At 53.6% G+C, this 25281-nt stretch carries 30 protein-coding genes and 1 tRNA gene; 6 read left to right on the forward strand and 25 right to left on the reverse strand.

Features of this window, described 5'->3' with window-relative positions:
* Nucleotides 1-143: 143 nt before the first annotated feature.
* From DWY95_RS10255 to DWY95_RS10350, 22 genes are all read right to left on the reverse strand, one after another.
* Complete coding sequence (locus DWY95_RS10255; RefSeq protein WP_187116977.1) at nucleotides 144-1490, reverse strand: relaxase/mobilization nuclease domain-containing protein; 1347 nt, start codon at nucleotides 1488-1490, stop codon at nucleotides 144-146.
* 158 nt (nucleotides 1491-1648) lie between these two features.
* Nucleotides 1649-1996, reverse strand: coding sequence for a plasmid mobilization relaxosome protein MobC (locus DWY95_RS10260; RefSeq protein WP_003020363.1), 348 nt, complete (start codon nucleotides 1994-1996; stop codon nucleotides 1649-1651).
* Nucleotides 1993-2157: a hypothetical protein gene (locus DWY95_RS17215; protein WP_014080207.1), complete on the reverse strand. Its 165-nt coding sequence runs from the start codon at nucleotides 2155-2157 to the stop codon at nucleotides 1993-1995. The genes DWY95_RS10260 and DWY95_RS17215 overlap by 4 nt, the downstream gene beginning before the upstream one ends.
* A 12-nt stretch (nucleotides 2158-2169) precedes the next feature.
* Complete coding sequence (locus DWY95_RS10265) at nucleotides 2170-2754, reverse strand: hypothetical protein (protein WP_118553447.1); 585 nt, start codon at nucleotides 2752-2754, stop codon at nucleotides 2170-2172.
* A gap of 13 nt (nucleotides 2755-2767) precedes the next feature.
* Nucleotides 2768-3727, reverse strand: a complete 960-nt coding sequence (locus tag DWY95_RS10270; RefSeq protein WP_117529983.1) for a hypothetical protein — start codon at nucleotides 3725-3727, stop codon at nucleotides 2768-2770.
* A gap of 179 nt (nucleotides 3728-3906) precedes the next feature.
* Nucleotides 3907-4260 (reverse strand): cysteine-rich VLP domain-containing protein, encoded by a 354-nt coding sequence (locus tag DWY95_RS10275; protein WP_118553448.1) that lies wholly within the window; start codon nucleotides 4258-4260, stop codon nucleotides 3907-3909.
* 4 nt (nucleotides 4261-4264) lie between these two features.
* Entirely contained in the window at nucleotides 4265-4441 is a 177-nt protein-coding gene (locus tag DWY95_RS17220; protein WP_014080211.1) for a hypothetical protein, read from the reverse strand.
* Nucleotides 4438-5187 (reverse strand): DUF4366 domain-containing protein, encoded by a 750-nt coding sequence (locus tag DWY95_RS10280; RefSeq protein ID WP_118553449.1) that lies wholly within the window; start codon nucleotides 5185-5187, stop codon nucleotides 4438-4440. The genes DWY95_RS17220 and DWY95_RS10280 overlap by 4 nt, the downstream gene beginning before the upstream one ends.
* 2 nt (nucleotides 5188-5189) lie before the next feature.
* On the reverse strand, nucleotides 5190-5444 hold the full coding sequence (locus DWY95_RS10285) for a DUF4315 family protein (protein ID WP_014080213.1): 255 nt from the start codon (nucleotides 5442-5444) through the stop codon (nucleotides 5190-5192).
* 14 nt (nucleotides 5445-5458) lie between these two features.
* Nucleotides 5459-7177: a C40 family peptidase gene (locus DWY95_RS10290; RefSeq protein ID WP_118553450.1), complete on the reverse strand. Its 1719-nt coding sequence runs from the start codon at nucleotides 7175-7177 to the stop codon at nucleotides 5459-5461.
* Nucleotides 7158-9428 (reverse strand): VirB4-like conjugal transfer ATPase, CD1110 family, encoded by a 2271-nt coding sequence (locus DWY95_RS10295; protein ID WP_118553525.1) that lies wholly within the window; start codon nucleotides 9426-9428, stop codon nucleotides 7158-7160. The genes DWY95_RS10290 and DWY95_RS10295 overlap by 20 nt, the downstream gene beginning before the upstream one ends.
* A gap of 46 nt (nucleotides 9429-9474) precedes the next feature.
* Nucleotides 9475-9864: a PrgI family protein gene (locus DWY95_RS10300; RefSeq protein WP_015563852.1), complete on the reverse strand. Its 390-nt coding sequence runs from the start codon at nucleotides 9862-9864 to the stop codon at nucleotides 9475-9477.
* Nucleotides 9865-9867: 3 nt separating this feature from the next.
* Nucleotides 9868-10422, reverse strand: a complete 555-nt coding sequence (locus tag DWY95_RS10305; protein ID WP_118553451.1) for an MT-A70 family methyltransferase — start codon at nucleotides 10420-10422, stop codon at nucleotides 9868-9870.
* Nucleotides 10423-10439: 17 nt separating this feature from the next.
* Nucleotides 10440-11219, reverse strand: a complete 780-nt coding sequence (locus DWY95_RS10310) for a site-specific DNA-methyltransferase (RefSeq protein WP_118553452.1) — start codon at nucleotides 11217-11219, stop codon at nucleotides 10440-10442.
* Nucleotides 11209-11940, reverse strand: a complete 732-nt coding sequence (locus DWY95_RS10315; RefSeq protein WP_003020333.1) for a septation protein SpoVG family protein — start codon at nucleotides 11938-11940, stop codon at nucleotides 11209-11211. Before DWY95_RS10315 ends, DWY95_RS10310 begins: the two co-directional genes overlap by 11 nt.
* Before the next feature lie 15 nt (nucleotides 11941-11955).
* The gene (locus DWY95_RS10320) at nucleotides 11956-12822 is read right to left on the reverse strand and encodes a VirB6/TrbL-like conjugal transfer protein, CD1112 family (protein ID WP_055228200.1); all 867 of its coding nucleotides are present in this window, start codon (nucleotides 12820-12822) and stop codon (nucleotides 11956-11958) included.
* A gap of 11 nt (nucleotides 12823-12833) precedes the next feature.
* Nucleotides 12834-13046, reverse strand: a complete 213-nt coding sequence (locus DWY95_RS10325; protein WP_044963257.1) for a Maff2 family mobile element protein — start codon at nucleotides 13044-13046, stop codon at nucleotides 12834-12836.
* 95 nt (nucleotides 13047-13141) lie between these two features.
* Nucleotides 13142-14977: a VirD4-like conjugal transfer protein, CD1115 family gene (locus DWY95_RS10330; protein WP_118553453.1), complete on the reverse strand. Its 1836-nt coding sequence runs from the start codon at nucleotides 14975-14977 to the stop codon at nucleotides 13142-13144.
* Nucleotides 14964-15362 carry a PcfB family protein gene (locus DWY95_RS10335; RefSeq protein ID WP_081445593.1) on the reverse strand — a complete coding sequence of 133 codons (399 nt, stop codon included), beginning with the start codon at nucleotides 15360-15362 and terminating at the stop codon, nucleotides 14964-14966. Before DWY95_RS10335 ends, DWY95_RS10330 begins: the two co-directional genes overlap by 14 nt.
* 124 nt (nucleotides 15363-15486) lie before the next feature.
* Nucleotides 15487-16200: an antirestriction protein ArdA gene (locus tag DWY95_RS10340; RefSeq protein WP_118553454.1), complete on the reverse strand. Its 714-nt coding sequence runs from the start codon at nucleotides 16198-16200 to the stop codon at nucleotides 15487-15489.
* A complete protein-coding gene (locus tag DWY95_RS10345; RefSeq protein WP_003020223.1) occupies nucleotides 16200-16541 on the reverse strand; it encodes a hypothetical protein in 342 nt (113 codons plus the stop codon). The genes DWY95_RS10340 and DWY95_RS10345 overlap by 1 nt, the downstream gene beginning before the upstream one ends.
* A 283-nt stretch (nucleotides 16542-16824) precedes the next feature.
* Entirely contained in the window at nucleotides 16825-18273 is a 1449-nt protein-coding gene (locus DWY95_RS10350) for a ParB/RepB/Spo0J family partition protein (RefSeq protein ID WP_118553455.1), read from the reverse strand.
* A 358-nt stretch (nucleotides 18274-18631) separates the two neighbouring features.
* Here DWY95_RS10350 and DWY95_RS10355 point away from each other — a divergent pair, with 358 nt between their 5' ends.
* The 4 genes from DWY95_RS10355 to DWY95_RS10370 all read left to right on the forward strand — a co-directional run bounded on the left by DWY95_RS10355 (nucleotide 18632) and on the right by DWY95_RS10370 (nucleotide 23132).
* Complete coding sequence (locus tag DWY95_RS10355) at nucleotides 18632-19969, forward strand: hypothetical protein (RefSeq protein ID WP_118553456.1); 1338 nt, start codon at nucleotides 18632-18634, stop codon at nucleotides 19967-19969.
* Between the two features lie 18 nt (nucleotides 19970-19987).
* Entirely contained in the window at nucleotides 19988-21451 is a 1464-nt protein-coding gene (locus DWY95_RS10360; RefSeq protein WP_118553457.1) for a TraM recognition domain-containing protein, read from the forward strand.
* Nucleotides 21452-21535: 84 nt separating this feature from the next.
* Nucleotides 21536-21772: a hypothetical protein gene (locus DWY95_RS10365; RefSeq protein WP_118553458.1), complete on the forward strand. Its 237-nt coding sequence runs from the start codon at nucleotides 21536-21538 to the stop codon at nucleotides 21770-21772.
* Between the two features lie 79 nt (nucleotides 21773-21851).
* Complete coding sequence (locus DWY95_RS10370; protein WP_118553459.1) at nucleotides 21852-23132, forward strand: zinc-ribbon domain-containing protein; 1281 nt, start codon at nucleotides 21852-21854, stop codon at nucleotides 23130-23132.
* Nucleotides 23133-23469: 337 nt separating this feature from the next.
* Here the strand turns inward: DWY95_RS10370 and DWY95_RS10375 are convergent.
* A tRNA-Val gene (locus DWY95_RS10375) sits at nucleotides 23470-23546 on the reverse strand.
* A 157-nt stretch (nucleotides 23547-23703) separates the two neighbouring features.
* Here DWY95_RS10375 and DWY95_RS10380 point away from each other — a divergent pair.
* Complete coding sequence (locus DWY95_RS10380) at nucleotides 23704-23871, forward strand: FeoB-associated Cys-rich membrane protein (protein ID WP_118553460.1); 168 nt, start codon at nucleotides 23704-23706, stop codon at nucleotides 23869-23871.
* A 65-nt stretch (nucleotides 23872-23936) separates the two neighbouring features.
* On the opposite strand, the gene DWY95_RS10385 is transcribed toward DWY95_RS10380, so the two are convergent.
* Nucleotides 23937-24230, reverse strand: coding sequence for a SqdX protein (locus DWY95_RS10385; RefSeq protein WP_118553461.1), 294 nt, complete (start codon nucleotides 24228-24230; stop codon nucleotides 23937-23939).
* Nucleotides 24231-24236: 6 nt separating this feature from the next.
* Nucleotides 24237-24452 (reverse strand): helix-turn-helix transcriptional regulator, encoded by a 216-nt coding sequence (locus DWY95_RS10390; protein ID WP_097793072.1) that lies wholly within the window; start codon nucleotides 24450-24452, stop codon nucleotides 24237-24239.
* Nucleotides 24453-24570: 118 nt separating this feature from the next.
* Between DWY95_RS10390 and tsaA the strand changes: the two genes are divergently transcribed.
* A complete protein-coding gene (gene tsaA, locus DWY95_RS10395) occupies nucleotides 24571-25272 on the forward strand; it encodes a tRNA (N6-threonylcarbamoyladenosine(37)-N6)-methyltransferase TrmO (RefSeq protein WP_118553462.1) in 702 nt (233 codons plus the stop codon).
* Nucleotides 25273-25281 lie beyond the last annotated feature (9 nt).

The raw sequence follows: 25281 nt of genomic DNA on the forward strand, positions 1-25281 counted from the left end.
AATTCGGGTGTGGCCACACTCCGAAATTTTTGCTGGCCGCAGGCCCGCAAAAATGCTTGTTGGGGAGCTCCCCAAACCCGCTGTACTTCGGGACAAATTGTCCCAAAGTCCCGGTGCGTTGCACCGTAGTCTGCGGCCCGTCACTATCGTTCCTGTGCCTTATTCTCACGCTCGTCCGTTATGCCGAGCAGATGATCAATGTTCGCTTTTATTGCCACGGCCTCCCGCATTTGCCGCTGGGCCTCCCGGTATTCTGCATAAAGCGCTTTCTTTTGTCCCGCCAGCTCACGGCGGGATTTTTTTAGTGCTTCAATCTTAGGGAGTTTTGCGCCGTTCAGTATGGTGTTCATAGTATCCTTTGCCGCCCGGTAAGTGGCAAGCTCCGCTTCGTGCTGGGCCAGATACTTTTTGCTGTACCGCGCAGCTTTGTATCCATCAAACACCGGGCGAGTCTTGGCATAGTCCACCGTGGCAGCCATCAGCTCCGAGGTTTTGGAAAGAGCCTCCTCCGTTGTGCGGAGCTCGTCAGACAGCTTGTGAAAGTGATCCACCGCAGCCTCGGTGCTGGCCGTCAGTGCCGCATAGTCTGTCAGATGATGCTCCTGCAAATACTGGAGCGCGGCGGCCATCTGTTTTAGGTTGTAGACCTTGGCCCATCGTTCATAGGCCGGGCCCTTGCCTTGGGCCATACGCTCTTGAATGTCGATGATGAGATTAACTCGCCGTGGCGGAACCGTGGGCTCCTCGGGCAGTTCGGGGAGTGGACGTTCCCCGGCAATTACCGCCTTGATGTCCTCCGGGTCAAATCCAACTCCAAGTGTAGAAGCCCGGAGCCGGGTCGGTTTTTCCTGCCCGGGTGCAAGGAATGAGATGACACCGCCCCGCCCATGTTTCACCGCAAAGCCGGACTCCTCCATGAGGCGAAGAAAGTCGGCAAAGTCCGTGGGCTTTTTCTCCAAAGCGGCGAGAACAGCCAGCTGCACCCGCTGCTTGGCAGAGGGCGGCTTTTCCCCGATCCACTGGCCATAGTGAAGAAAGCGGCCCTTGCTGTGCTGGCGCGGATTTTGAATGACAGACAATTCATGTTCGATGCACACGCGGTCAGAGAGCCGCCGCAGGGCAAAGGACGAACCAATAAAATTATGAAATTTCCGGGAGCGGTCAAAGGCCGTTGCATTAAAATAAATGTGATTGTGGATATGGGCCTTATCGGTATGCGTACAGACAAAGAATTGATGTTTTCCCTTTGTCCAGCGCATCGCCGTTTCATAACCGATACGGTTTGCTTCTTCCGCCGTAACCTCCCCGGGCAGAAACGCCTGCCGGATCTGAAAGAACAGTGCCCCGCGAGATACGGCCCGGCCTGTCTCTGCAAGGTATTGACTTTTTACCAGAAGAAACTCGGCGGGAGCCGTGTTCGGATCGCAGAGATAGGAAGATACGGCTCCCAGCTTTTCCGGGTTCAGGCCATAGGTGAAACGATCCTCCATCGTTTGAATTGCACTTTTTCCCTCCGCTGTTTTATAAGGGCGGATGTAGGTGGTCGCCGTAAAAATCCCTCCTTCCGGCAAACAGTATTTTTACTTTGGGACACTTTGTCCCGAAGTAGAAAAAGCCGGGGAGCGGTATCAACCACTCCCCGGATGGGTCAGAGCTCTACCAGCGCGGAGAGCTGTTTCAAGAGATCAGACAGAGGCCCCCACAAAGCGGCATAGTCCCGCTGCAAGGCCGCGAGTTCTTCGGGATAAATCGCGCCGTAGGTGTTGGCTTGAATTGCCACTTGGTTCAGATTGTTGGAGCAGCGCCGCTGGAGCGAAACCAGCTCACGAACAGGCGAAAGGTCAACATGAAGCACATACCCACTCAGGGCCATTTTCCGCATATAGGCTCCCATGTTACGGATGCCAGCCTCCGCCATACGTTCTTGAATCAGGGCCTGCTCCGCCTCCGACACCATCACATGAAGATGGATCGGACGGCGGCGCTTTTTTGTCATCGCTCCTCACGCTCCCGGCTGCGGCAGGCGCGTGGCGGCTCCTTTACCTTATCCAGCGGCTTTTCCTGTTCGTCTGCTGGAACAGGGTGCGGCAAATGAAATTCACGGTGCAGGCGCAGCACCTCCAGTACAGACAATTCCTGTTCACGTTTCTTTTCCATATACGCACCTCCTTATCTATCGCCACGGTCAGGCTGCCTCCGTTGGGGAGCCGGAGCCTCCGAGCCGCGATCTGCCTCCGCCAACTTTGCCGCATTTTTCATCTGCTCGGCAATCGGACGGGGCCTGTCGGGATTATCAGGCGCAGGACGCAGCTCATAGTCGGATGCCTGTTTTTCCGTTAGCGGGCGGGTATAGGTAAGATAGCCCCAAGCCAAGAACGAGCCATTTTCCACCGGGATGCGCTGATCGTAATTGAAGATTTCATCCGGCTTGTTATAAGGCGGCTTCGGGAATGTCCCGATGTCCACAGGCCGCTGGGTCGAATAATACTTGTAAAGGCCGGGAGCCTCGGTCTGCCTGATCCCGATGTTATAAATACGCTGATAGTCCTGCACCCGGTCTGTGAAATCCTGTTCCATCGCGGTGCGGTCATTTCCATAGTGACCCCATTCATACTGCCGCTGGCCGTCCTTGTCATCATAGCAGGCCCATGTGACATAGCGGGATGGCGCGGTGGGATGTTCGCCCAATGCAAATCCTCGCCCATTTTCCAGCATGACCGCCTTCAAAATAGCATAGCCTTGATTTTTGTCCATAGTACACCTCCCATCATCGAGACATTTCTTTATTTTCTCTTTTCACAAACGGCTGGAGCTGATAGGGGCTTGTACCGTCCTCGGGTCGCAGAAAGTCTATCCGGGCCGCAGCACGGATAGCGTTCTGGTTAAGCTGCCGCTGCCATGCCCCTTGGCTGGGAGCCCACTTAAAGCCGTTGCTTTTCAGTTCCTGCCGCTGATCGGCATCGGGCTTTTCCTCAAAAATAAGCTGCAAACGATTTTCAGCCTCGTTGATTTTTGCCTCACCTCCGGGGAATGTCCAGCCAGCAAACTCGGAGCGGCTGCTCAGTTCCTCAATGCGCTGGCGCACACGGCGGATGTTGGCGTTGTTGTTGGAAAGCAGATAGGCGGGGTATGGCTTGCTTTTGTCCAAGTGCCATGACTGCGCCATATCTGCTTTGAGCTTTTCTGCCTGCTCCGGCGTAAGCTCCGGGCAGCCGTCCAGCGTTTTGTGTTTCCGAAAATACGCATTGACCGCCTTCATGGTGGTCTGCTGGGACTCCAGCCCCTCCAGCTTTTTTGTCAGCTTTTCCACGGCCAGATCGTCATCCGCGCTGATCCCACCCATTCCAACAGAGCGGATTTTATCAAGCAGCTTTGAAATCTCCGCATACTCTCCATAGTTGCGATCCCGGGCGGCGTTCTGCTTGTGTTTTTTTGTCACAGGGAAATTGCCGCCCCCGGAGATCAGAATAGAGGGCACCCGGGCATCAATCACATTGCGTTCATTCAGATTTTCCGCAAGTTTCCGGGCATAGCGATCCACCAGCGCGTCAATCTTATCATGGTACATTGGATCGACACGGGCTTTCTGGCGTTCCGCCGCTGCATACGCTTCATCGACCATTGCCCGGTAGCCCGCCGTAGCGGAGCCCGGCTGATAGTCAGAAAAGCTGTTCATATCTTTTGCCCGCTTTGCGGCTTCTTCATTGATCGGATAATATTTCGGCATAGTACCTCCTTCCACAAAAGCCGGAACTTTGGGACAAATTGTCCCAAAGCCCCGGCAGCTAAAATGTTGACAGCATCTCACGGAAACAGGGGCGGACGTAGAAACATACGCCTTCCGCAGAAAAGGGCCTTAAAAAGCCTTGCTACAAGCGGATTTGTGATGGTCTAATTGTCAACACATCAGCTCCGTTTTTTCCGCATATATTCCCGCTGCTGTCTGCGGTGTGCCGCCTTTGCACAGGCCGCCGAACAATAGGTTTGCCGTCCATCAGGAGCCACGGCTCTGCCGCATACCGGGCAAGCCTTGAAATCCGGCCTTGGCCCCTCTGTCAGCAACGCAGCCTCCAGCGCCGGATCAAGGGGCAGAACTGCCCCGCGGAAGTAGCGGCAATAAGCCCCTGTCCAGCATTTCCCAAACATATAGCACTCGCAATCCAGCGGCAGGCAGCCGCAGTCCCGGTCATAGTTGGCACACCATTTTGACACCAGCCTGCGGATTGCCGCTTTTTCTGTCCGGGTCAGTTCTCGGCCCACAGTATCACCTCCCGTTGCCCGGTGGTTTGAGCTGCTCCCGGTAGCAGAACACGCAGCCGATCCCGCGCCAGTAAGGGCAGCCGTCACAACGGGAGCCCTTCGGCGGCAGGCTTGGCGGCACACCCTTAAAGTAGCTTTTTTCTTTCATAAATCCCTCATAGGGGTTGTTGGTAAATCTCATTCATTATCCTCGCTTTCGGTATCGTCCTCGTCCCAAGGCGGCCCATCGTCCTCGGGATCGTCATAATCGACCAGTTCCTCACTGTAATCCTCTTCGGGTACAGCGGCTTTTTCATGCTTCGGGCGGTAGATTTTGAAGTACCAGCCTGCACCGCTGCCCAGCACAGCCACAGCCAAAATCAGCAGAAGCGTCCCGGTATTGCTTTTCTGCTGGGGCTCGGGTTCCGGCTCCTCCGCAGGTTCTGTCACCGGGGCGGGTTCGGGAGCTGTGCCAGCACACTCGGTCATGTTGACCGCACAGACCGCGCAATCCGTATTGATGGCTCCGGGCGCACATTTTTCTGTGCAGGAGCAGGCCGGAAGCTCTCCGCCAGCGGCCTCCAGTGCAGCCAGCAGATCGGCTTCATCCACCATGTTCAAAAAGTAGGTGTGATACTGTTCGCCGTCCTCGTCCACGGGCTTGTCATAGTCAATGACAATGTAAAAGGTGCTGCCGCCGTTGGTTTCCACCGTGATGAACTGTTTATTGGTTGCAGCATCATAGAGCAGATCGCGGGTCACAAGGTTTCCATCCTCCGAAAAGCCCTCGCCCGGGGTAATGGTAGGTGCAGGTTCCGGGGCCGGAGTTTCTTCCACAACAGGCGGTTCCTCATTTCCGCTGTCCGAATAGGCGTAGGCCGGAATCGCAAAGCCGCATAAAAGAACGGCGGAGCAAAGCCCCGCCGCCAACGTACGAAAGTGTTTCATATTCAGTTTTCCTCCTTCTTTTCTTCTTCGGACTTCGGGACACTTTGTCCCAAAGTGCCACCGTCCTTCAGCTTTTCAAACAGCAGCGGGAGCTCCGTAAGGGAAATGCTCATGCCGCGCACAATGTCCACGATCTCGCTGTTTTCCGCCTCCAGCTTTTTCTGCTCCAGCTCCTTGAGCCGGGCCTGCTGTTCACTGATTTTAGCCTTGACCTTATCAATCTCGGCCTGAATTTTCATGCTTTTAGTAGTTGCCATTTCAAAACCTCCTGTCACGGTAAACGCCCGTAGGCATAAAAATGAGATTGCCAGTAGCTTGTATTCAAATTTGCGTAGCCGATGGGATCTCCGCAATGCAGCATTTTCCCGTCACCGACATAAATCCCGCAATGGCTCACGCCCGGCGTGTCATAGGTGCCTTTGAAGAACACCAGATCACCGGGTTTGGGAGAGCTGGTCGGCGTACAGATGTTATAGAGCCCCTGGGCTCCCAGCCTGCCCACATTCCAGCCGGAGTGATTGATGACCCACGAAACGTACCCCGAGCAATCAAAGGAAGTGGCAGGAGAACTGCCTCCCCACACATAGGGATAGCCGATGTATTTCTGCGCTTCGGCAAGCATTGCAGCAAAGGTTTCATCGTCCAGATATTCTCCGGGCACTTCGTAATCACCGGGTTTCCCGGTAATGTACTTGTTCACATAGGGAGAATCTGGGAACAGATCGGGGCGATTTCCCAGCGTTGCCATATAGATGGCATATCGGGAAAGCTGATCCTCGCCCATAACGTACACAGGTACATGGGACAAATCAAAATTTTCCAACGTGACCGTACAGATGTAATAATCGTAAGGCACCTGATAGGTGTCCGTATGGGAGTTGCCGTCCTCGTCCGTCCATGTGTCGGTTTCCGTGCGATACCGGGTTTCCACCACCACATCCTCGGTCAAAATGTACTGGCGGTCAAAGAGCATTTGCAGCGTTCCCTGTACCTCGCCTATTGTCCATTGTCCCTCATGGAGCGCACACAAAAGAGAAAGCAGCACATAGGGATCATGTTCGATTTCGTCCAGATCGAAGTGGTATTCGTCATAGTCATGGGTGCTTTCATAGGTGTCCAGATAATGCTGTAAATCATCTTCCAGCGCACAGTAGGCAACTTCGGCGGCCAGCATATCACGATCCTCGCAAGGATAGGTGCTGGCTCCTAATGCACCGGCCCCGGCGTTCCCCAGCATAAGCATGGTAGAGGAACAGGACTGCATAGCAAACAGGAGTAACACACAGAGCACCGCAATCACAGCACCTGCGGGATGACTTTTGACAAATTCCACTGCCCGGGCAGTCAGGCGTTCTGTGGCTGTGGCAGTTTTCCCAGCCGCAGCCGCGCTCTGCTTTGCAGCCTCCTTTGCCTGCTTGCGGTATTGCCTGCGGAGCCGTTGCTTCTGCCAGTAGCGGGTAAGGGCATTTTTCGTCAGCTCCGGGTGCTCCTGTGCGGCGGTGTGAAAATGGTAGTCTGCCGTGTATTTGGTATAGCGGGCCTCGGCCTTGCGTACCACTTTTGCCGGATGTTCCCGGACTTTACGGCGCACAAAGCGGGAGCCGTGCCGCAGCGCGGTTTCTCCCACAAGCTCAGAACGGTGTGCGCCTTCTGTGCCGACATTTTCCTGTTCCACTTCAAAAATCTTGCCATGCACGAAGCTGTGAACGGAACCGCTGGCAACACGGCCTATGCGTTTTACCGGGCCGGGCTTTTTCGGCGGCTTTTGTTTTGCCAGCTTCTCCCGGGCCTGTTCCAGCTTTTCGCCTTGGGACTCCATACGGAGCTTTGCCGCCGCAGCCTGTTCCTGCTGGCTCTTTTTGCGGAACTTGGACTTTGGGACACTTTGTCCCGAAGTGTCGGAAGCCTCCGGCCCGGGCTGCTCCCCGTCAGGGGCGTGGGCGGTCTGCGACCAAGCCTCCTCCTTGGCCTTATTCGTTTTTCGTTTCATTCTTCATATCCTCCGGGCGGGTAGTCAGCAGGTCATAGATTTCTCCGCGAGGGAACCGATCCACAAACGGGATGGTCACATTTCCATAGAACAGCAGGCCCTCGCCGGAATTGCTGTGTGTGATATAGGAAAGCTGGTGCTCGGAAATACCGAGCTGTTTTGCCAGAATGGTACGGTCACTCTGCGCCTGCGAAAGCAGGATCATAAAATCCGTGTTATCCAGAATGTTCTCGATTTCCCGGCTGGCCAAAAGGTCTTTGACGTTCTGCGTCAAAGCAGACGGCACACATCCTTTTTTACGCAGCATTTTCCAGACTGTCACAAAGTAGCTGGCTGTCAGCGGATCGCGGAGCAGAATATGAAACTCGTCAAAGTAGCACCAAGTCGCCGCACCCTCGTGGAAGTTCTGATCCACCGCCTGCGAAACAAACTCATTTGTGATGTGCATTGCAATCTTTCTAAGGTTTTCGCCCATGTTTTTCAGAACGATGCACACCACACGGCTGTCCGTCTTGACGTTGGTAGGATGGTTAAAGAGATTGAGGGAGCCTGTGCAATAAAGCTCTAAGGCAGTTGCCACGCGCCGGGCTTCGGGCTCCGGCTGGCGTAAGAGCTCTTCGTACAAATCCTGCAACAGCGGTGTTTTTGCAGTTTCCAGTCCGAGCGCCTGTTCCCGGTACACCAAACGCACACAGCGGTCAATGACCGTCTTTTCAATGGGCTGCAAGCCTTCCTTGCCGCCGACCACCAGCTCGCACAGGGACAAAAGAAAATCCGCCTTCATGGAAAGCGGGCTTTCTCCGGCGGCCATATTGAGCTCCACATCCATCGGATTGAGGTGGTGCGGGCTGTCCGGGGCAATCTCGATCACCTGGCCGCCCAGCCTTCGCACCAGCGGAGCGTATTCGCCCATCGGGTCAACCACGATGATCCGATCCTGCGGGATGGTGAGAAACACATTCAAGAGCTCACGCTTTGCAGCAAAGCTCTTGCCGGAGCCCGTAGAACCCAAATACATCCCGTTTGCCGACTTCAGCTTTTTGCGGTCAGCCATGATGACATTGTGAGAAAGTGCGTTCATGCCATAGTAGAGGGCCTGCCCCGCCATGCGGAGCTCCCTTGTCATAAAGGGGATAAAGATGGCTGTGGAGCTGGTTGTCATACCGCGCTGGATTTCTACCTCGTTGTAACCAAGGGCCAGCGAAGAAACAAATCCCTGTTCCTGTTGCCAGTCCAGACGGCGCAGAGCGCAGTTGTATTTCTGCGCGATGCCGCCCACGGTAAACACATCGTTTTCCAGCCGCTGGCGAGTAGGGGCAAGGTTTACCACCGTAAAGGTCAGCAGAAACATTCGCTCATTGCGGGATTGCAAATCAGCCAAAAGCTCCGCTGCGTCCTTGCTGAATGTGATCAGGTCAGGGGGAAGAATATCCGGGTCATAGCCGGAGCGCACAGCCTTTCTCTGTTCCTCTACTTTCATTTTTCCGATGTCCGAGATTTTCCCCTTGATGGTCTTGATTGCCTTGAGCTGATCCACGGTCTGAATGTGCATGGTCACAGTCATTTCTGCATCCAGCTCCAAGATTTCCGCCAGCAGCTTATCCGAAAGCTCTGATGCCATAATCTGCAAGTAGGACATCGCGCCCCAATACTGGCCGATACGGAATGTTCGGGACTGGCGGAAGTCGAGACTGTCCGGGGCAATAAAGTCTTTTGTGCCGAGCCCGGTCTGCGGGATGTCTTTCCACGAAAAGCGGAACGCCTCGCGGCTCCCCGGATGCATCTGGCTATGAAGCAGCGCAAGGCGGGCCCGCCCGTCCATCGGCTCCGAGGGAACGCCCAGCCGCTTAAAGTTTCCCATGACATCGGCCTCCACACGCTCCAGACGGGGCCGTGCCTCCGCAATCCCCTCGGCGGGTATGCCAAAGGTGATGTATTTTGAGCGTTCAATGCCGTTATTGCTTTTGGCAATCTGATTTTTCAGCATCCCGGTAAACTCGTCCCGGACGCTGTTATAGTTGTCATCCGCTTTCGGGATATTGACCTGATAGCGGCTGCGGGAATGAGAACGGCGGTTGATAAAGGAAAGCTGGAACGGCAGCGAACTGTCAAAGTAGTTGAGGAATGAGCTCCATCCGCTGAATATGGCGGTCTGATCCTCGGTGGATGCCACGGAGTAATTGATGTCCTCATATTCCACGGTTTTTGTATAGAGCCCGCCCGGGAGCTTGCACACACCGTCCGGGTGCATGGACAGATACGGGATTGTCTGCTGAGTAGACAGGGTCGCCCGGCCTTTACCCTTGGCGGCGGCTCCGTTTTTCTTCTTTGTGTTTTTCAATCACATCCTCCTTTCCAGCGCCCGGCCCGGCAAAGGGCGCATAAATGTTTTCGGTTCGGTAGGCCCTGATCCCCGGCCTTAGAAACTTGGCCCGGATGATGTTTCGCACAACCTTTTCAAAGGGCAAGCCGTCCTTTTCATACATCGCCAGCAGGAACGCCGGGAGCATAATTCCCAGCATGAGAAACATCGCCCCGGTATTGCCGAGGGTGCCACGGGTCAGCAAATAGGCCGGAATCCCCACCGCGCCCGCGCTGCCGAAGCAGACAAGCTGGCGTTTGGTGAGGTTGAAAGCCATCTTTGTTTTGATTTTGGATAAATCGTTTGGTACGTTTACATAGGGCATAGATCACACTCCTTTCTGTACTTCGGGACAATGTGTCCCAAAGTCCGGGATGGTTGGTGTTACTTCATTTCCCCATACAGCCCAGCCGGGCGGGGTCTGCCTGGCAAAGAGCTCCACGCGGGGCAGATCGCCCATCAGGGAAATGATTTTGGCGCGGGCCTCGTCCGGCTTTTTGCTATGGGCTTCAATCGGGGAAATGATGAATTGATGAATGTTGGCAGCCTGCCGCTTTGGATGTCCCTTGGTTGCCAGCAGGCAGATTTCCGCGTTGCCCCTTGTCCAGAAGCCAAGGCCGTAAAACCAGCTATCCGCCTTCTTGTTCTTTTTCAGCCAGACAAAAGCAACGGATTTATAGTTGAAGCCCCAAGCCTCGATCAGCCGGAGCGCCTCCGGGAGCTGCGGGAAAGTGGCCCATAAAAAGAGTGCGCTGTCCGGGGCTGCAAGATCAGCCACAGGCAACGCACATAACTCCTCAATGCTCATGGTGGGATAATGGTTTTCCGCCGCGCCCTGTACTTTCTTAGCCGAGTAGCGCCAAGGGGGATCGGCGTAAATGATAGAATACTGCTGGATAATTACACTCCTTTCTCGCCAGAACTTTTTACTGCCTGCGCCGCACGAATACGCTCACTGGCTGCGGCATAAAAGGCCGGGGCCGTTTCAAAGCATACAAAGCGACGTTCTGTGTTGATAGCTGCAATCGCGGTTGTGCCGGAGCCCGCGCAAATGTCCGCGACCAATTCGCCGGGGCGGGTATAGGTGCGGATCAGATACTCACAAAGCTCCACGGGCTTCTGTGTGGGATGGATGCCGCCGGACACCGTAGGCACAAAAAGCACATTTCCGGGATAGCGGCGGCCATCGTTGGACTCTGAGCCCTGCCGTTCAAATTTCCCATAGTTAGAGCTTGTACCGCTTCGGGAATGAACACGGGTATATGGCTTGCCGTAAGTAAACTGTGGATTGTAGACCGGGGACTTTTGGTAAAACACCAAGATGTTCTCGGACTTCTTCAGTGGAGCCCGGTTTGCATTGAGAAAGCCCGTTCCGCGCTCTTTGTACCAAATCCACTCATAGCGGAGCATGGCGAGGTTGGATGCGCCCAGCACCTTGTCAAAGGGGCACTGTGCGAAAAACAGCACTGCGCCATTCGGCTTGACCGCCCATTTCACCGCCTCCCACAGCTCCGGGAGCGGCAGGGGCACATCCCAATAATTCCGGGTTGTGCCGTAGGGCGGATCGGTCAGCAGCATATCCACGCTATGTTTGGGCAGGGAGCGCAGGCCCTTAATGCCATCCATGAGAAACAAGCCCTCCTTCGGGACACTTTGTCCCAAAGTGCGGCTATCGGTCATTACGGGCCTCCTTTGCCTTGGCAGGCGCAGGCCGGGCAGCGTTTTCTTTTCCCGCTTGCTTTGCAGCCTCGGCCATCTGCTCCTTGATCGGGGCAGGCCGTACCGCCTGGGCCCGTGCAACAAGCTGTTCCACCGCCGCATGATACGCCTCCACACCAGCCGCGTTAATCCGTTCCTGTGTGGCTCGGTCAGGAATCCGAACCGTAGCCCGGTATCCCGTCCGGCTGGCAGGATCGGGTTTAGAGGGAGCGCCGAGGAAAATCCCGTTTTTCCCGTCCACAACCTTAAAATCGTCGATGACCACACCGCCAAAATTGACGCTGGCGAAGCCGATCAGTTTTCCCTGCGGCTCAATCGGGCGGACAGATACCGTGATCGGAACAACCGCCTCCTGCAAGACAGCATCTGTCCGCATTTTTACTGCCTCATCAATGCTAACGCCCTTGACTTCTGCAAGCTCCGCGATGGGCGCATCAAACAGCCAGCGCCGTTCCTCCGCAGCAATCTGCTCCGGGGTCAGCAATACATCGTCTTTCTTACTCAGATAAAATTCCTCCTTTCCGCTTGCCGGAGCAGGCTGGGCGGGGTCGTCCATCAACTCTTTTCTTTGCAGGACGGCCTCTGTTTCCGCCATAAAGCGGTAAGCGTCTGCCTCAGTAAACTCCTCCGGCGTTTTTCCATTCCATAAGCGCGTTCCGTCTGCTCCGTATCTTCTCGGCATAAGCACCACCTCCTGTTAATGAGCGCCAAAGATACGCTGGGCAATGCTCCCGGTCTTAAAGAGCATGAAGCAAAGCAGAACCGTGTAGCCCACAGTTCCCCAAATCGCCCCAATGGGATCGCCGCCTGTTGCGATGCCTTGAATGAGCACTGCGTAAATTGCAACACATACAAGGATCAGCAGCCCTTGAAAGCCCACGGCAAACAGGGACTTGATGTAGTTTTGCCCGGTGCCGCCAAGCTCCCGGTTGGAAAGCGTAGCAACGGGGATGGGGGCCAGACTGGTCAGCAGATAGATTTCCAGCATCCTGCCATACACCAAAACGAAAATGATAATTCCCATCGCCTTCATCGTGAAGCCAATGAGCGCAGACTGCAGCCACAGCCCCAAAAGCGGCCCCAAGTCCATCGCCTCCAGCGAGGTTTCCAGTTCAGCAAGCATATCCGCCGAAACATCGGTAGAGCCTTGAATGAGCCCGCCTGCCTGCGCGATGACGCTCTGCGAGACATCGAACACGGCCATGACGATATTGAATGTGTTTGACAGGATTAAGATTGCACAGGCCGTTTTGAACATCCATTTATAGAGGTTCGCAACGTCAACCTCGTGCATATTGTTCTTTTCCAAAAGCATCTGTATGAGCTCATAAGTGGCAACAAAGGTCAGCACCATTCCGGCAATCGGCAGGATCACCGTTTCGGAAAGCTGTCGGATCAGGGAGAAAACCCCGGCGTGCCACGCCGCCGGAGTAGTCCCTACCTGTGCCGCAATCTCTCCGACTTGGGTATTGACGGTATCAAAAAGACCTTCGAGGTTCCCCATGATCCCGCCAATCAGAAGCTCTTTGAGCCAGTTTGTGAGCCAGTCGGTGAGAAAATCCATAAGCGCCTACCTTAAAACAGGCCAGACAGCAGAGGGATCAGTGTGGTGCCAATGACGATGATGCCGCCGCCCGCCATGAGCTGCTTCATGCCCTGGGACTTGGAGCCCGGGTTATCCGAGCCGTAGCCCTCCAGCAGATTGACCACGCCCCACACGCCAAGGCCAGCACCGAGAGCAATAACGAGGGTCTGTAAAGTGTCGATTGCAGATGAGAAAAATGCCATATAAGCCTCCATTTCTCCGAGATTTTCCCGGTAACAAAAAAGCCGCCCATACAGGCGGCAGGTTACAAACTTCGGGACACTTTGTCTCGAAGCGTTTATGCAAAGGCGTCTGGATCGTCGATGTCATCATAGTTGAGGATGTCCTCGTCCTCTTCCGTGAGTGCATCGTCCGGCACAGCCACCTCATACATCGTACACACCTCGTTCAGCCCGGGCCGCCTGCGGCGGTTAATGAGCCTGTCGAGGTCAAAAGCGTTTTTCTGTTTATCGGCCTCCGCTGTATAACGGTAGTTCGGATGCCGTTTCAGATCATACTTGGGAGAGAAGAACGGGGGCAGGCCCCGAAGCTGCAAAATACATTTATCTCCCGGCATGGTTGCAAGTTCGGCTGGGGTCATCAGTTCCCGGCCCAGCCGCTGGGTATTTTGACTGTAGCTTTCCGACTGACCACGGGAGCGGCTGTCAGTCTGCATACTGATTGTGGCTTTTCCCAGCCAGTTCTCGGATATTTCCTTGATGGTGCTGGCTTCGCGGCCACCGAGGAACACCACGCTGTCCATGTTGCCGAGGATTGTCTCGGCGTGTTTATCGTAAATGGCCTTGCACTGCGCCAACTGCTGATACAGCAGGCAAAGACTCACCTCACGGGAGCGGATAACCGCGACCAGCTTTTCGAGCTGGGGCACCTGTCCCGTGTTGGCTGCCTCATCCCACAACACCCGTACATGGTGCGGCAGGCGGCCACCGTGAACATTGTCCGCCCGTTCACACAGGAGGTTGAACATCTGCGAAAATGCAAGCGCCACTAAAAAGTTGTAGGTCTGCGTGGTATCGGAAATGATGAAGAATACCGCCGTTTTCCGATCTCCGATGCGGTCAAGCTCCAATTCGTCATAGGCCATGACTTCACGAAGCTGCGGGATGTCAAAGGGAGCCAGCCGCGCACCGCAGGAAATTAAAATGCTTTTTGCCGTCTTGCCGCTGGCCAATTTGTACTTTTTATACTGTTTGACCGCGAAGCAATCCGGCTTGCGCTTTTCAAGCCCGGCAAACATATAGTCCACCGCGTTCATAAAGTCCTCGTCATCCTCCTTGACCTCCATGCCGGAAATCATATCCACAAGAGTATTCATGTTCCGATCCTCGGCAGGCCCCTCGAAAATGATGTAGGCAATCAGGGCGCAGTATAAAAGCGTTTCCGATTTCGTCCAGAATGGATCGCCTTCCTTGCCTTCGCCCTTTGTGTTGGAAATCAGGGCATCCACGAATTTCAGAATATCGGCCTCGTTGCGGATATACGCCAGCGGGTTATAGTGCATGGATTTTGAAAAATCTATGCTGTTGAATACCTTGATTTTGTACCCGCGTTTTTGCAGGAAAGCTCCGACCTGTCCCAGCACACCGCCTTTGGGATCGACCACCACATAAGAGGAATGAGCCTGTAAAAGCTGGGGCGTGAGCCAGAAGCGGGTTTTGCCGGAGCCGGACGAGCCGATAATGCAGCAATTCAGGTTTCGGGCATTTGCGGGGATTTTCGGGCGGGTGTTCATCGTGAGAAACTCCGTCCCGGTCAAAATCACGTTGTTTTCAAACTTCGGATCGACAAACGGTTTGATGTCTTTTTCCGTTCCCCATCGAGCGCTGCCGTATTCTGCATCCCGCCGAAACTTCTTAGCGTTCTTGCTTTTGAAATAGATCAGCAGCCGGAAACCAACTGCGCCTACAATACCAACAAGCCAATCCAGCGGGGCAAGACCGGGTGCAAAGTCAGCAAAGGCCGGGCCAATCGTCTGGCCCAGTCCGATGAGCTTATGTGCAAAATCGTTACCCGCTGCCAGCCGGTAGGCCGTTCCCAGCTTGAGGAACGCCCACAGGATGAACAGATAGGGAATGTTCGGAATGAGATATTTTCTGATCTTATCTGTCCTCATGGGCCACCTCCTTTGCACGTTCTTTCTGCTTCGGCTTTTCTTTGGAAAGCTGATCTGCCGCCTGTTGCAGTTGTTCCCGGATGGGAACACGGTTCGATTTTGCTTTGCTTAACACCTTCCGGGAATACTCAGAAAAGCAGGCGGTCATTGCGTCTGCCTGTCCAGCCTTGAAAAACAGCAGGTATTTGTCCGGCCCGGTTTTATAGAACGCATAGTCCACATTCCATTTCCGGGCCACGCGGTCAAAGGACTTGGCATCCCCGGATAGCTCAATGCTGTTTGTGGCTGTGCCGTGGGCCATGAGCTTTCGCACACTTTGTTTTCCATGCGGTACTTGCCGCCCACGGTATGCCTTGCGGATCTTCCGGCCCACCATGCCCAGCACATACGCCAGTCCCCGCGCCGTCAGCTTGGTCGTTTTTACAGATATGGCTATCGTGCGCCGGGAAATATCTTCATCAATCAGTTACACCGCCTCCTTCCTTGGGACAATTTGTCTCGAAGTGCCATCACCGATCCCCACGGTCTTTTTTCTGCATTTGACGGTAGCCCTCCAAAGAAGAACCGTCTATGATTTCCTGATAAGCGGCCATTTGCTCCCGGATAGAGAGCTTCGGGAAAGAGAACACCTTATGCTCCTTGGGAATATCCTGCAAGCCGTGATACACTTCCACGAAATGATCACTTTCTTTGACAACATAGCCGCCCGGGGCAAAATGGCCGTTTTCGTGGATGCAGGCATCCCGGCCATACGCCTCATAATCGAAATACGGTTTTACCTGATCCGGCACATCCAACATTTCCAGATCGTCCACATAAATACGCCCCAGCGTTTCCTCATCGGATACGCCGGGGTAAAAGCCGTAACAGTCCAGATTTTGTGTCAGATTGATGATGTCCCGCACCGAAGAACAGTGATCGCCGCTGTCGAGGACGGCCTCCAATGTTTCCAGTTCCGATGGGGTAAGTTCGGAAAGCAGGCAGGCCAGATGATTAAGCTCGTCCAGATTTTCATACTCGCTCAAATGGTCATAGAGCCCCAGCACATCCCCATCGAAAGAGGTAATAAAAATTTCCTGATAGCGGACGCCATCCACGCCGATCCGTTTCAAGAGAGCCTCCACCTCCTGGGCGGTTGTGGGAAATTTCAGTGTTTCACCCACAAGCTGGCCCTCGCTGTACTTCCCCGCGTTGGTAACGTAGGCTTCAAACAGGGTCGCCATCAGCGGCGGCCCTGTCCCTTAACGGTCAGGATGCCCTCAAGGGTTGTTGCCGTAATTCCCAGCCGCTGGGCCACGGCGATGTCATTTTTCATGGCTTCGGTCATACTGTGCCCGCAGACAACCAGCACATGAGAACGGCGGAGCAGGTCACGGCTCATGTCGATGCCGCTTTTATGCTCCTCGGGAACAGCATCGTTGAGAAACAGGGGCAAGTACAAAGGCGGACAAATAGGAGAAAAGCCTGCCTCATACACGGTGCGGCAATACTGCGCCGCCAGTTCTGCGTTTTCGCTATCGCCGCCGAGCCATGCAGCGGTGATATAAGCAAGGGGTCGTTTCATCGTTCATACCTCCGATATTTTAATAAGAAAGTTCAACCCAAACCCCACGCCCTTTCCCAGTCTTGGGAAAGGGGGCGGCTCTGGAGGATATACCCCCGCCGCTTGCCGGGGAAATAGCACAGCCGGGGCAGACCGTCAAGGGCGAGCCGCTGAAAACGGCGGTGCGCTGCACCCTTGACGGCCCACTCCCGGCTGTACTAAAAAACAGGCGGCGACGGGGGATATATACCACCAGAGCCTCTGCGCGAGGGCGGGGCCCTCGGGACAAAGTGTCTCGAAGTTGTTACTTGTCAAGTTCCTGCTTTTTCGGGGCTTTTGCCAGCTCCGGCGGCTGTTTTTCTTTCCAGTCATCCAGCAGGGACATAATCTGTTCCTTCATTTTGGCGGGAGTGACCTCCTTGCCAAAATACTTTTCCAGTTCCGCAGTAGAAATAATCACGCCTCGATCCTCCTTTTTCTGTTCTGATAAGATACCGTCAATGACATCGCCGTTAAGCTTGCCTTCCTTATCCAGCTCCCGGAGCCGTTTAGCCTGGGCCAGCGAGGGCGAAGCCTGCTCCCCGTCAATGGAAACAGCAATAAGCCTCTGATTTTTCGGTTTGATGTAGGAAAGCTCCACGGCAGGCATGAAGCCCATCTTTTTATCGTCTACCTTGTCCAGAAGCTCCGGCACAAGGGAGTTGAGCCGCAAGTAGCGCATGACCTTTTTATAGTTCATTTCATGCGCCTCGCCCACAATCTCAACCGAGCGTTTCCCGACATCGCCTTCCGCAACGCCTTTCAGCCGCCCGCCCTGGTGCTTGATGTCCTCCACTTCCAGCTCCAGCAGGGCGGCCAGTTCGCTGGGGAGCGTCTGATCCCTCTGCTTGTTGCTGTCCTTCATGGCCTGAACCGCTTCGTGGTCGGTCATTTCACGGACGATAAAGGGCATTTCCTCCAGTCCAGCCAGCTCACTGCCGTGGGTACGGCGATGGCCCGCTACAATTTCATAGCCGTTTCCATCTTTCTCCGGGCGGGCAAGACCGGGAACCATTACACCGTTTACGCGGATAGAAGCAACGATTTCCTGCATCTTCGCATCGTCCCGTACCTTAAAGGGGTGCGGACGGAATGTGTGAAACGGATGAACCTCGGAAAGTTTCAGATAAACCAGCTTGCCTTCCTCAACCGGGCGGGGCGGTGTAGTCGGCTCGGGAGCCGTCTGTTCCACAGCAGCAGTTTCCTTCAGTGCCGTATCCTGTGCGGGCTTAATGGGCTCCTTGGCATCCGGGGCCTTTCCATCGCTTCGGGACACTTTGTCTCGTTTGGACGGCTTGGGCTTGTCAGGGGCCGCCTTATCCGCCTTGGGTGGGCGGCCCTTGCGAGCCCCAGCCGATTTCTCCGCTTTCTGATTTTCAGTCGCAGCCTTTTCCGCTTTCGGCGGACGGCCACGGCGCGGCTTTTTCGGTTCCTCCGTATTGGCGGGCTGCGGTGTTTCTCCGGGGGCTGCCGCCTCTGGCGTTTCGGGGGGTTCCGCCTTTTCGACTTCGGCGCGGGCGTTCTGTCTCTTTTCTGCCATAAGCTCATTGATTTTGTCAAAGGACACAACCACATCGCCGGACTCAGGTATGGCAGGCCCGGTCTGTTCCTGCTGGGGTTCAGATGCTGCGGCCTGTTCGGGTGTGGCGATAGGCTCGGCGGCCTCCGGGGAAATATTCTCCGCAGGGCCAGTATTCAATTTTTCATCGGCCATTTACGATCCTCCTTTTCGTTAAAGTTGCACAAATTTGAACGCTAAAATTTTGTAGTTATTTTTGTGCCTCCTTTCCGTCTATCCACGCAAAAAAGCCGCCCGTTTTTCATGCCGGACGGCTTTTTGCGTAATGTGATAGATCAAATATTATTTTTTCTGGTTTGTAGGCTCCGAAAAGCCTTGTATTTACAGTGTTCCTAATAGGAAGTAATCATACGGAAAAGCCATTAACCGCTTCGACACGGTTTTATACTTCGTTGACCAATACGGTTGTCCGGCAATCTGTAAGACACGGCATCCCGGTGACAAGTATGTTATACAAAGACGTCTCACTGCCTGTCGTGACTTTCATGCCGTTTTGGTCAAGCAGTATACCGTCGATGGCAAGGTAATACATCTCATCGGAATATCTTTCAAAACCTCTCGCGGCACCACAGTCCAGTTGCTATTTCAGAAAGAAAAGTTCACCGCTAAAGCATTCTATCAATCATTTACCGCTGCTGGCGGAAGCTGTTGTTATGGCGAGGGCAGTAAGATGCAAGCAGACTTACTTTTTGGATTTTTAGGCTCCATTTTGGATACCGAGCATACTGCTCTGCTACCGCCTGTCGGGTGGTTTCATTTGGATGATCGGTGGGTTTACACTCCTTATAAAGAGGATTGTTGCTCTGATTCGTTGCTTAGCACCCCCACTTCCTTAGTCCTAATAAGGATTGCGGCGGTTCTCAAGACGCGAATCCCGGACAAGTTCAATGGCAGCAAGTATCTTTTTGCAATATCCGAAAACGACGCCACTCTTCAGGTAAGGTTAACGGTTGACGACATACCAAAGCACTTCCATCAAATGCTCGATCAGTACAGTGCCTCAGCTCTGTTGCCCGTCTACGGTGATAACCCCGAAATCACAGCTACCATTGGCGACTACCGTTCAAAGACGAATTTTGTAACGCTGATTACGCGGACTAAAGCAGAGCCTCGTTTTCCGCTATGCCTTATCGTATCTACGAACGGCATTACTGAGTTGCAACAGAAGCACTGTCTGTTCTTGCCTCACGAGGAAAGCCATACAGCCGCGCTGCCTCTGGCCGAAATCTTTAGCAAGCTGTGTGCCCTTGTTGAGCACAACCCAGATGCCTTTGAGCGCATCGTTGAGCGGTCTTATATAACCGCTTTAGGTTCCTTGGATGAAGAGTGCGCCTTTCGGAATGAAATCGCACTTCTAAACGTTTCATCCGTTGTTCTTTGCTGGGCATTAAAGCTCCTTAAACAACCGGATTTAGCACAAACAGCACACGAGGTCTGTCAGGCATACATAAATAATTGTTTATCCGAGTGGGACAGCTCTCTGGATTGCAACGCCAAAGAGATTTTACGCAGGGTACTCTATTCCGCACAAGAAGCCGGGGGCATTCGTCTTCTTCGCTATGGAAAGGTCGATTCTAGCTATGATTCTGACCGGGATATCGTACAAAAAGGAGGTGACTTTCTGTTGAAAGGTTCCTTACTAAAATATCTGATTTGCGAATATGCACAGGGCTATAGTGCATCTGCCATTATTTCGCATTTGCAAAGTGAGCATTTGCTCTCTGAGTTCAGCATTGCCAAAAAGATTCGTATTGACAACGGAACCTATGTAGATGCTCGACTTCTGACCTTGAAGCGCAGTTGCTTGACCGAATATGAAGATTCTGATTAAAACAGGAGGGACGGAACCATGAGGTTAAAAATAGGCTCTACTTACCAAAAGGCTGTTACAATCATCGAAAAACTCAAGGAGGGGAACGCTTCCATTTTTATCTGTGGAAAAAGTGGAACAGGCAAGACCACCCTTTCCTCCAATATCACAAGGAACCTGCTAGAGGCAGGTGTTCGGATCGTAGTCATAGATCACCGTCACGCCGTGTCCCTGCCAGCAGACTTAGAGCCTTATGTACATCGTCAGGATGTGTCTCAAAAGCCAATCAAGTTGCATTTGTTTGGAACATCAGCAAATCCAGCAGATGCCGCTGCATCTTTCGTTGATACGGTTGCATCCGTTATCAGGCTATCAGATGGGCAAAAGCCGTTACTGATATCCCTACTAAAAAAGTCTCTCCGTGATTCACCTGCCTCGGATGAAGCATTGGAACGATTACACCTAGAAGTCCAGAATTCCCGGTCACTCGCTGCACCCGGTTTGGAAAAAGCCTTGACTCCTTTATGGGGACAGAAGTTTTTCGAGAATGGCGATTTCGAGATTTTCTCCGGCATCACCTTGCTGGAATTAGGTTCGTTTCCGCCATCCACGCAACACATCGTTGAAGAGGTAGTTTTTGCAGCACTGTTACGAGAAGCCACTCACGAGGATTTCCCACCCACTTTCCTGTACTTGGATGAATTGAGTAACTTTCCATTGCACCAAACAAGTGCACTGGGAAAAATTCTCAACGAGGGTCGCAAATATGGATTGTACTGCATGCTGGTTACTCAGAGCATCCGTAATTTCAAGGCTGGGCAACGGATTTTGCTTCAGCAGTGCAAATATGCTATGTATTTCCAACCTGCTGATGATGAGATTCGTATGTGTGCCCGTTTCATTAGTTCGTCAGGTGGAACCAAGTTGACTTCCATGCTAAAGAGTCTTCAGGTTGGCGAGTTCCTAGTCTCCGGCCCGGTTTATGTAGGCGATTCTGACACACCGACCACCAAGCCGCTGGTCGTCCATAGTAAGCCGCCAGAGGATGTCGTTCCTGCCAGTGATGCACTAACGATTCCGATGCCTTCTGACACCGAGCCACTTCTCCCACCAGCACAGATTGATTTTCTTCCACCACTGGATGAACTTGACGGTTGCGATGATGAAGATTCCACTCAAAACAATGAGTTTGAGCCAGTCACAGAGGATGTATGTCCTCCCCTGCTGAGCTTACCTCGTGAGCATCCTACCACGCCAGTGTCTCACAATGAGATGATCTCCGAGCCCCCAAAGCAAGATTTGCCCACAGCTGAGCAAATTATCGCATCTATCGCTTCATCGAACCAGTCTCGTTCTTGTTATAATTATTATAGTCCTGCATGGCCACAAACGCAACCCATTGATAGCTCCGGTGTGGAATTCGATTTTAGCCACGCAGATTTTAGCTCCCTTGTACGAAAAGACGACAAACGCTTCGTCTTCACTCCAAATATCAAGACATAAAAATTTTACGTCAATTCAAACAAGTATCATTACTATGAAGCGTTGAACGCTTCCAACTACAAATATTTTCAGGAGGAAACACCTATGAAAAACAACAACAGCGATTTTATCAGTCTGACCGCAGCCGTTCGCCGTGCCAAAAGTGAAGGGCTGAATCTGAGCTATGCCGGCCTGCGGAGGTTTGTCGCCGAAGGATTCATTCCACACGTGCCCAATGGTAGCCATATTTTAGTATACTATCCAAACGTAGCCAATCTGATAAAGAACGGTGTGACTGCCGAACAAAGTCGAGCATATCAGCTTTCCCGTAGTCGAAGCTAATCCAACAGTCCGCCCTCGGTATCCTAGATGCCGAGGGCATTTTTTGAAGCAAATTTAGATCAATTGGAGGTTCAAATCTATGTTCTGTGAAAATTGCGGTCATCAAATCTCCGATACCGCCAAATTCTGCTCTGCCTGCGGTCATCCTGTTGGCACAGCACCATCCCCCGGTGTAGGAGCACCGCCTACTGTTCCAGCCAAGCGAGAATCGCCCCGGCTGAAAGCATCGTCTGGTAATGGAAGCATCTCTAGAATGTCCGGGATACGCCGTAAGCCGTGGCTGCTCCGTATGCCAATCCCTGACCCTCACACAGGTATTACAGTTGTAAAAACTGTCGGCACTTATGTCACCCGTGAAGAAGCCGAAGCGGTTCGTGCTGAAATGATGAAACGCCCTGCTACACCATATCAAGATTCCACCTTAGCAAAAATTCACGAGGTTTTTCTGGAATCTCGCGAGTACAAAGGACGTTCTGATAAGGCTCGTGAGTTGTATGATCTGGCATGGAAGTATCTAAAACCGCTCTGGTATTATAAAATCGCCGCCCTTTATGCACAGGACTTCCAGAACATTCTTGATACGATGGCCGACGATGGCCTGTCTCAAAGCATGTTGGAAAAAGAGCGTACTCTTATCAGCAAGCTGTATCGTACAGCCATTGGCTGGCGTGTCGTAGATGCTAACCTTGCATCTGTTCTGAAAATCGAGGGGCGCAAATCCCCGGAACGTGAAATCTTCACGGACGAACAGGTAACGCTGATTCTGAGCCAGAAGAACACTCCCACGGGGCAGATGGTAATTGCTCTTCTGGCCTGTGGAGTTCGTATCTATGAGCTGCTGCACTTCAAACACGAAGATTTTCACCGCACGGAATCCGGCGCTTATCTGATTGGCGGCTGCAAGACCGAAGCTGGACGCAACCGCATCATTCCCATTCTTGACTTCGGCATCCCGATTTTTGAACATGCGTATGCCACCTCTGTGGAAAACAGCCCGCTTTTTCCAAATGGCAAAGGAGGTTTTTGGAACGAAAAGAACTGGCGCAACCGCAAGTTCTATCCATTCTTGGATGAAATTGGCATTCAGCCGAATCCTTATGACGAGAACGGCAAGCGTAAACCGGAGTTTTCCGGGAAGCTCGCCACTTATACGCCCTACACCACCCGGCATACATACGCCAGCCTCTGTGATCGCGCAGGCGTCAACAAGGATATCCTGAAACGTGCTGTCGGGCACACGCCCAAATCCAAAACGCTGGATGAAGTCTATCTCCATCCGAAAGCCAACCAGATGATTGAAGCCTTTGACTCGGCCAATCAACTGGTCAAAGATGAAGTTCTGGCTCTGCCAGAAGAATAATCCCCACAAACCAGAAAAACCGTCAACGCATGAGAGAGCAATCTCTCACGTTTGACGGTTTTCTTTTTTGTTTTGCCACCGTCATTCTGCACAAAATTCAAGGATAAAATTTTATACCAAAAAATCTGCAAAAATCGGGTTTACGGAGCCATTTTGCCGTTACTCTCCGAATTTTGCTACAGATCTGCTACAAACTTGCTACAAACGACTGAAAAGGGGGCCTCCTACACGTTTCATTATCAATATGCAAAAGTGAATCCGTTTCACTTTTGCATATCAAAAAGCACGTAGATACAAGAAAAAGCCGCTTACCCTTTCAGGTAAACGGCTTTACGTTTGGTGGAGAATTAGGGACTCGAACCCCAGACCCCCTGCGTGTGATGCAGGTGCTCTAACCAGCTGAGCTAATCCTCCGAATCGGAACAAGAAGATTATAGCACAGCCGTGGTGGATTTGCAAGCCCCAATTTTCGATTTCGGCAAACTTTTTTGCGCGGCTTCCCAGTTGCTCTTTTGCGGAAAAAGGTGTATACTAAAATTGTGCCTGTTGGCGCAAAAGAGAGGTCTTATTGATGCTGTTGTCCATTCGCGGAATCGTTACCGTCCTGGTGCTGGCGGCGTTGTTTACCCTCGCGGTCATCTGGATCTCCAGACATGACGGCTGGGAAGGCAAAGGCTGCGGCGGAAATTGCTCTGCCTGCCATGAGCGCTGTAACCATCCGGAAAAGAAGAATCAGTAAATGCAGGGCTCCCGGCGTTTCGCATGGGGAGCCTTTTTTCATCGTTTCATGACCAGCTGTCTGCCTTACAGGGCACCGAACCGGGCGGCATAGACTGCTACCGTGCTCAGAAGGTCGCTCTGCGCTTTCTGGTAGGTGCTGCGGCCGATGTGCAGCCGCTCGATGGTGTCGTCCTCGGTGCGGCGTTCCAGATAGCGCAGCCGCAGCAGGTCGGCGCGGAGCGGGTCTTCCTGCTGGTAATATTCGATCGTCCGCTCGATGGCCAGCCGCCAGCCTGCGTTGGCCGGGCAGGCCGCCCACTGGCGGGTGCCGTAGCGCCGCAGGGCGAGCTTGGTCTTTTCCCGCTGTTCCTTTGTCATCCGCGCTCACCTCCGGCCGCCGCAGAAAAAGCAGAGGTCCCGCTGGGGCGGCGTCAGCTCCAGCAGCGAGGAGAGGGTGTCCGCCTCGCTGACCTTGAAATCCGTTTTTCCGGTGAGCTTGTTCTTCAATGTGGAGGTACTGATGCCAAGCACCTGTGCCACATGGTTCATCTTCAGCTTCCGGTCCCAAATGTAGTATTCGATCTGTGCGCCATCTGTCATGCGTACTCTCCTTTCTGTTTTCCACAGGACTCGCGCTTTACAATCTTTAGTTGTATTATATAGCGAAATTCACTCATTGTCAACTACTCTTTTCCATTTTTATAAGGAGATGCCCCCTATGAACCAACCATCCAACGAGGCCATGACCCTGAAGGTCATCGCACACATCCACACGGCCTTCCCCACCAAATTCGGCATCCCGCGGCAGAGCGGGCTGGTGGACAGCCTGCGGGGCGAGATCGTTTTCACGCCCGAATACCGCAGCCCGGACGCGGTGCGCGGGCTGGAAGATTTCAGCCACATCTGGCTGGTGTGGCAGTTTTCGGGTGCCGTGCGGGACAGCTGGTCCCCCACCGTCCGGCCGCCGCGGCTGGGCGGCAACACCCGGATGGGCGTCTTCGCCACACGGTCGCCGTTCCGGCCCAATCCGCTGGGGCTGTCCAGCGTGAAGCTGGAAGCCATTGAGGTCCGGCCGGAGGTCGGCCCGGTGCTCATCGTGCGGGGAGCCGATCTGATGGACGGCACCCCCATCTACGACATCAAGCCCTACATTCCCTATGCCGACTGCCACCCGGACGCAGCTGCAGGCTTTACGGCGCAGACGCAGTTCCACCATCTCGACGTCGCCTGCCCGGAGACGCTCTGGGCCAGGGTCCCCGCAGACCAGCGGGACGGCCTGCGGGGTGTGCTCGAAAACGACCCCCGCCCCTCCTACCAGCACGACCCGGAGCGGGTGTACGGCATGGAGTTTGCCGGGCTGGAAGTCCACTTCCAGGTGGACGGCAGCACACTGACCGTCACCGGCATCGACCGCCGCTGAGCCAAAGGA

This window comes from Faecalibacterium sp. AF28-13AC (assembly GCF_003478405.1).
GTDB classification, from domain to species: domain Bacteria; phylum Bacillota; class Clostridia; order Oscillospirales; family Ruminococcaceae; genus Faecalibacterium; species Faecalibacterium prausnitzii_E.

Coding starts and splice junctions, on each gene's coding strand:
- DWY95_RS10315 (WP_003020333.1), bottom strand. CDS start 11,940: ATGCCGAGAAGATACGGAGCAGACGGAACGCGCTTATGGAATGGAAAA.
- DWY95_RS10330 (WP_118553453.1), bottom strand. CDS start 14,977: ATGAGGACAGATAAGATCAGAAAATATCTCATTCCGAACATTCCCTAT.
- DWY95_RS10350 (WP_118553455.1), bottom strand. CDS start 18,273: ATGGCCGATGAAAAATTGAATACTGGCCCTGCGGAGAATATTTCCCCG.
- DWY95_RS17220 (WP_014080211.1), bottom strand. CDS start 4,441: ATGAGATTTACCAACAACCCCTATGAGGGATTTATGAAAGAAAAAAGC.
- tsaA (WP_118553462.1), top strand. CDS start 24,571: ATGAACCAACCATCCAACGAGGCCATGACCCTGAAGGTCATCGCACAC.
- DWY95_RS10325 (WP_044963257.1), bottom strand. CDS start 13,046: ATGGCATTTTTCTCATCTGCAATCGACACTTTACAGACCCTCGTTATT.
- DWY95_RS10265 (WP_118553447.1), bottom strand. CDS start 2,754: ATGGACAAAAATCAAGGCTATGCTATTTTGAAGGCGGTCATGCTGGAA.
- DWY95_RS10360 (WP_118553457.1), top strand. CDS start 19,988: ATGAGGTTAAAAATAGGCTCTACTTACCAAAAGGCTGTTACAATCATC.
- DWY95_RS10285 (WP_014080213.1), bottom strand. CDS start 5,444: ATGGCAACTACTAAAAGCATGAAAATTCAGGCCGAGATTGATAAGGTC.
- DWY95_RS10320 (WP_055228200.1), bottom strand. CDS start 12,822: ATGGATTTTCTCACCGACTGGCTCACAAACTGGCTCAAAGAGCTTCTG.
- DWY95_RS10270 (WP_117529983.1), bottom strand. CDS start 3,727: ATGCCGAAATATTATCCGATCAATGAAGAAGCCGCAAAGCGGGCAAAA.
- DWY95_RS10260 (WP_003020363.1), bottom strand. CDS start 1,996: ATGACAAAAAAGCGCCGCCGTCCGATCCATCTTCATGTGATGGTGTCG.
- DWY95_RS10310 (WP_118553452.1), bottom strand. CDS start 11,219: ATGACCGATAGCCGCACTTTGGGACAAAGTGTCCCGAAGGAGGGCTTG.
- DWY95_RS10300 (WP_015563852.1), bottom strand. CDS start 9,864: ATGCCCTATGTAAACGTACCAAACGATTTATCCAAAATCAAAACAAAG.
- DWY95_RS10345 (WP_003020223.1), bottom strand. CDS start 16,541: ATGAAACGACCCCTTGCTTATATCACCGCTGCATGGCTCGGCGGCGAT.
- DWY95_RS10280 (WP_118553449.1), bottom strand. CDS start 5,187: ATGAAACACTTTCGTACGTTGGCGGCGGGGCTTTGCTCCGCCGTTCTT.
- DWY95_RS10385 (WP_118553461.1), bottom strand. CDS start 24,230: ATGACAAAGGAACAGCGGGAAAAGACCAAGCTCGCCCTGCGGCGCTAC.
- DWY95_RS10370 (WP_118553459.1), top strand. CDS start 21,852: ATGTTCTGTGAAAATTGCGGTCATCAAATCTCCGATACCGCCAAATTC.
- DWY95_RS10255 (WP_187116977.1), bottom strand. CDS start 1,490: ATGGAGGATCGTTTCACCTATGGCCTGAACCCGGAAAAGCTGGGAGCC.
- DWY95_RS10290 (WP_118553450.1), bottom strand. CDS start 7,177: ATGAAACGAAAAACGAATAAGGCCAAGGAGGAGGCTTGGTCGCAGACC.
- DWY95_RS10390 (WP_097793072.1), bottom strand. CDS start 24,452: ATGACAGATGGCGCACAGATCGAATACTACATTTGGGACCGGAAGCTG.
- DWY95_RS10365 (WP_118553458.1), top strand. CDS start 21,536: ATGAAAAACAACAACAGCGATTTTATCAGTCTGACCGCAGCCGTTCGC.
- DWY95_RS10380 (WP_118553460.1), top strand. CDS start 23,704: ATGCTGTTGTCCATTCGCGGAATCGTTACCGTCCTGGTGCTGGCGGCG.
- DWY95_RS17215 (WP_014080207.1), bottom strand. CDS start 2,157: ATGGAAAAGAAACGTGAACAGGAATTGTCTGTACTGGAGGTGCTGCGC.
- DWY95_RS10340 (WP_118553454.1), bottom strand. CDS start 16,200: ATGGCGACCCTGTTTGAAGCCTACGTTACCAACGCGGGGAAGTACAGC.
- DWY95_RS10295 (WP_118553525.1), bottom strand. CDS start 9,428: ATGCACCCGGACGGTGTGTGCAAGCTCCCGGGCGGGCTCTATACAAAA.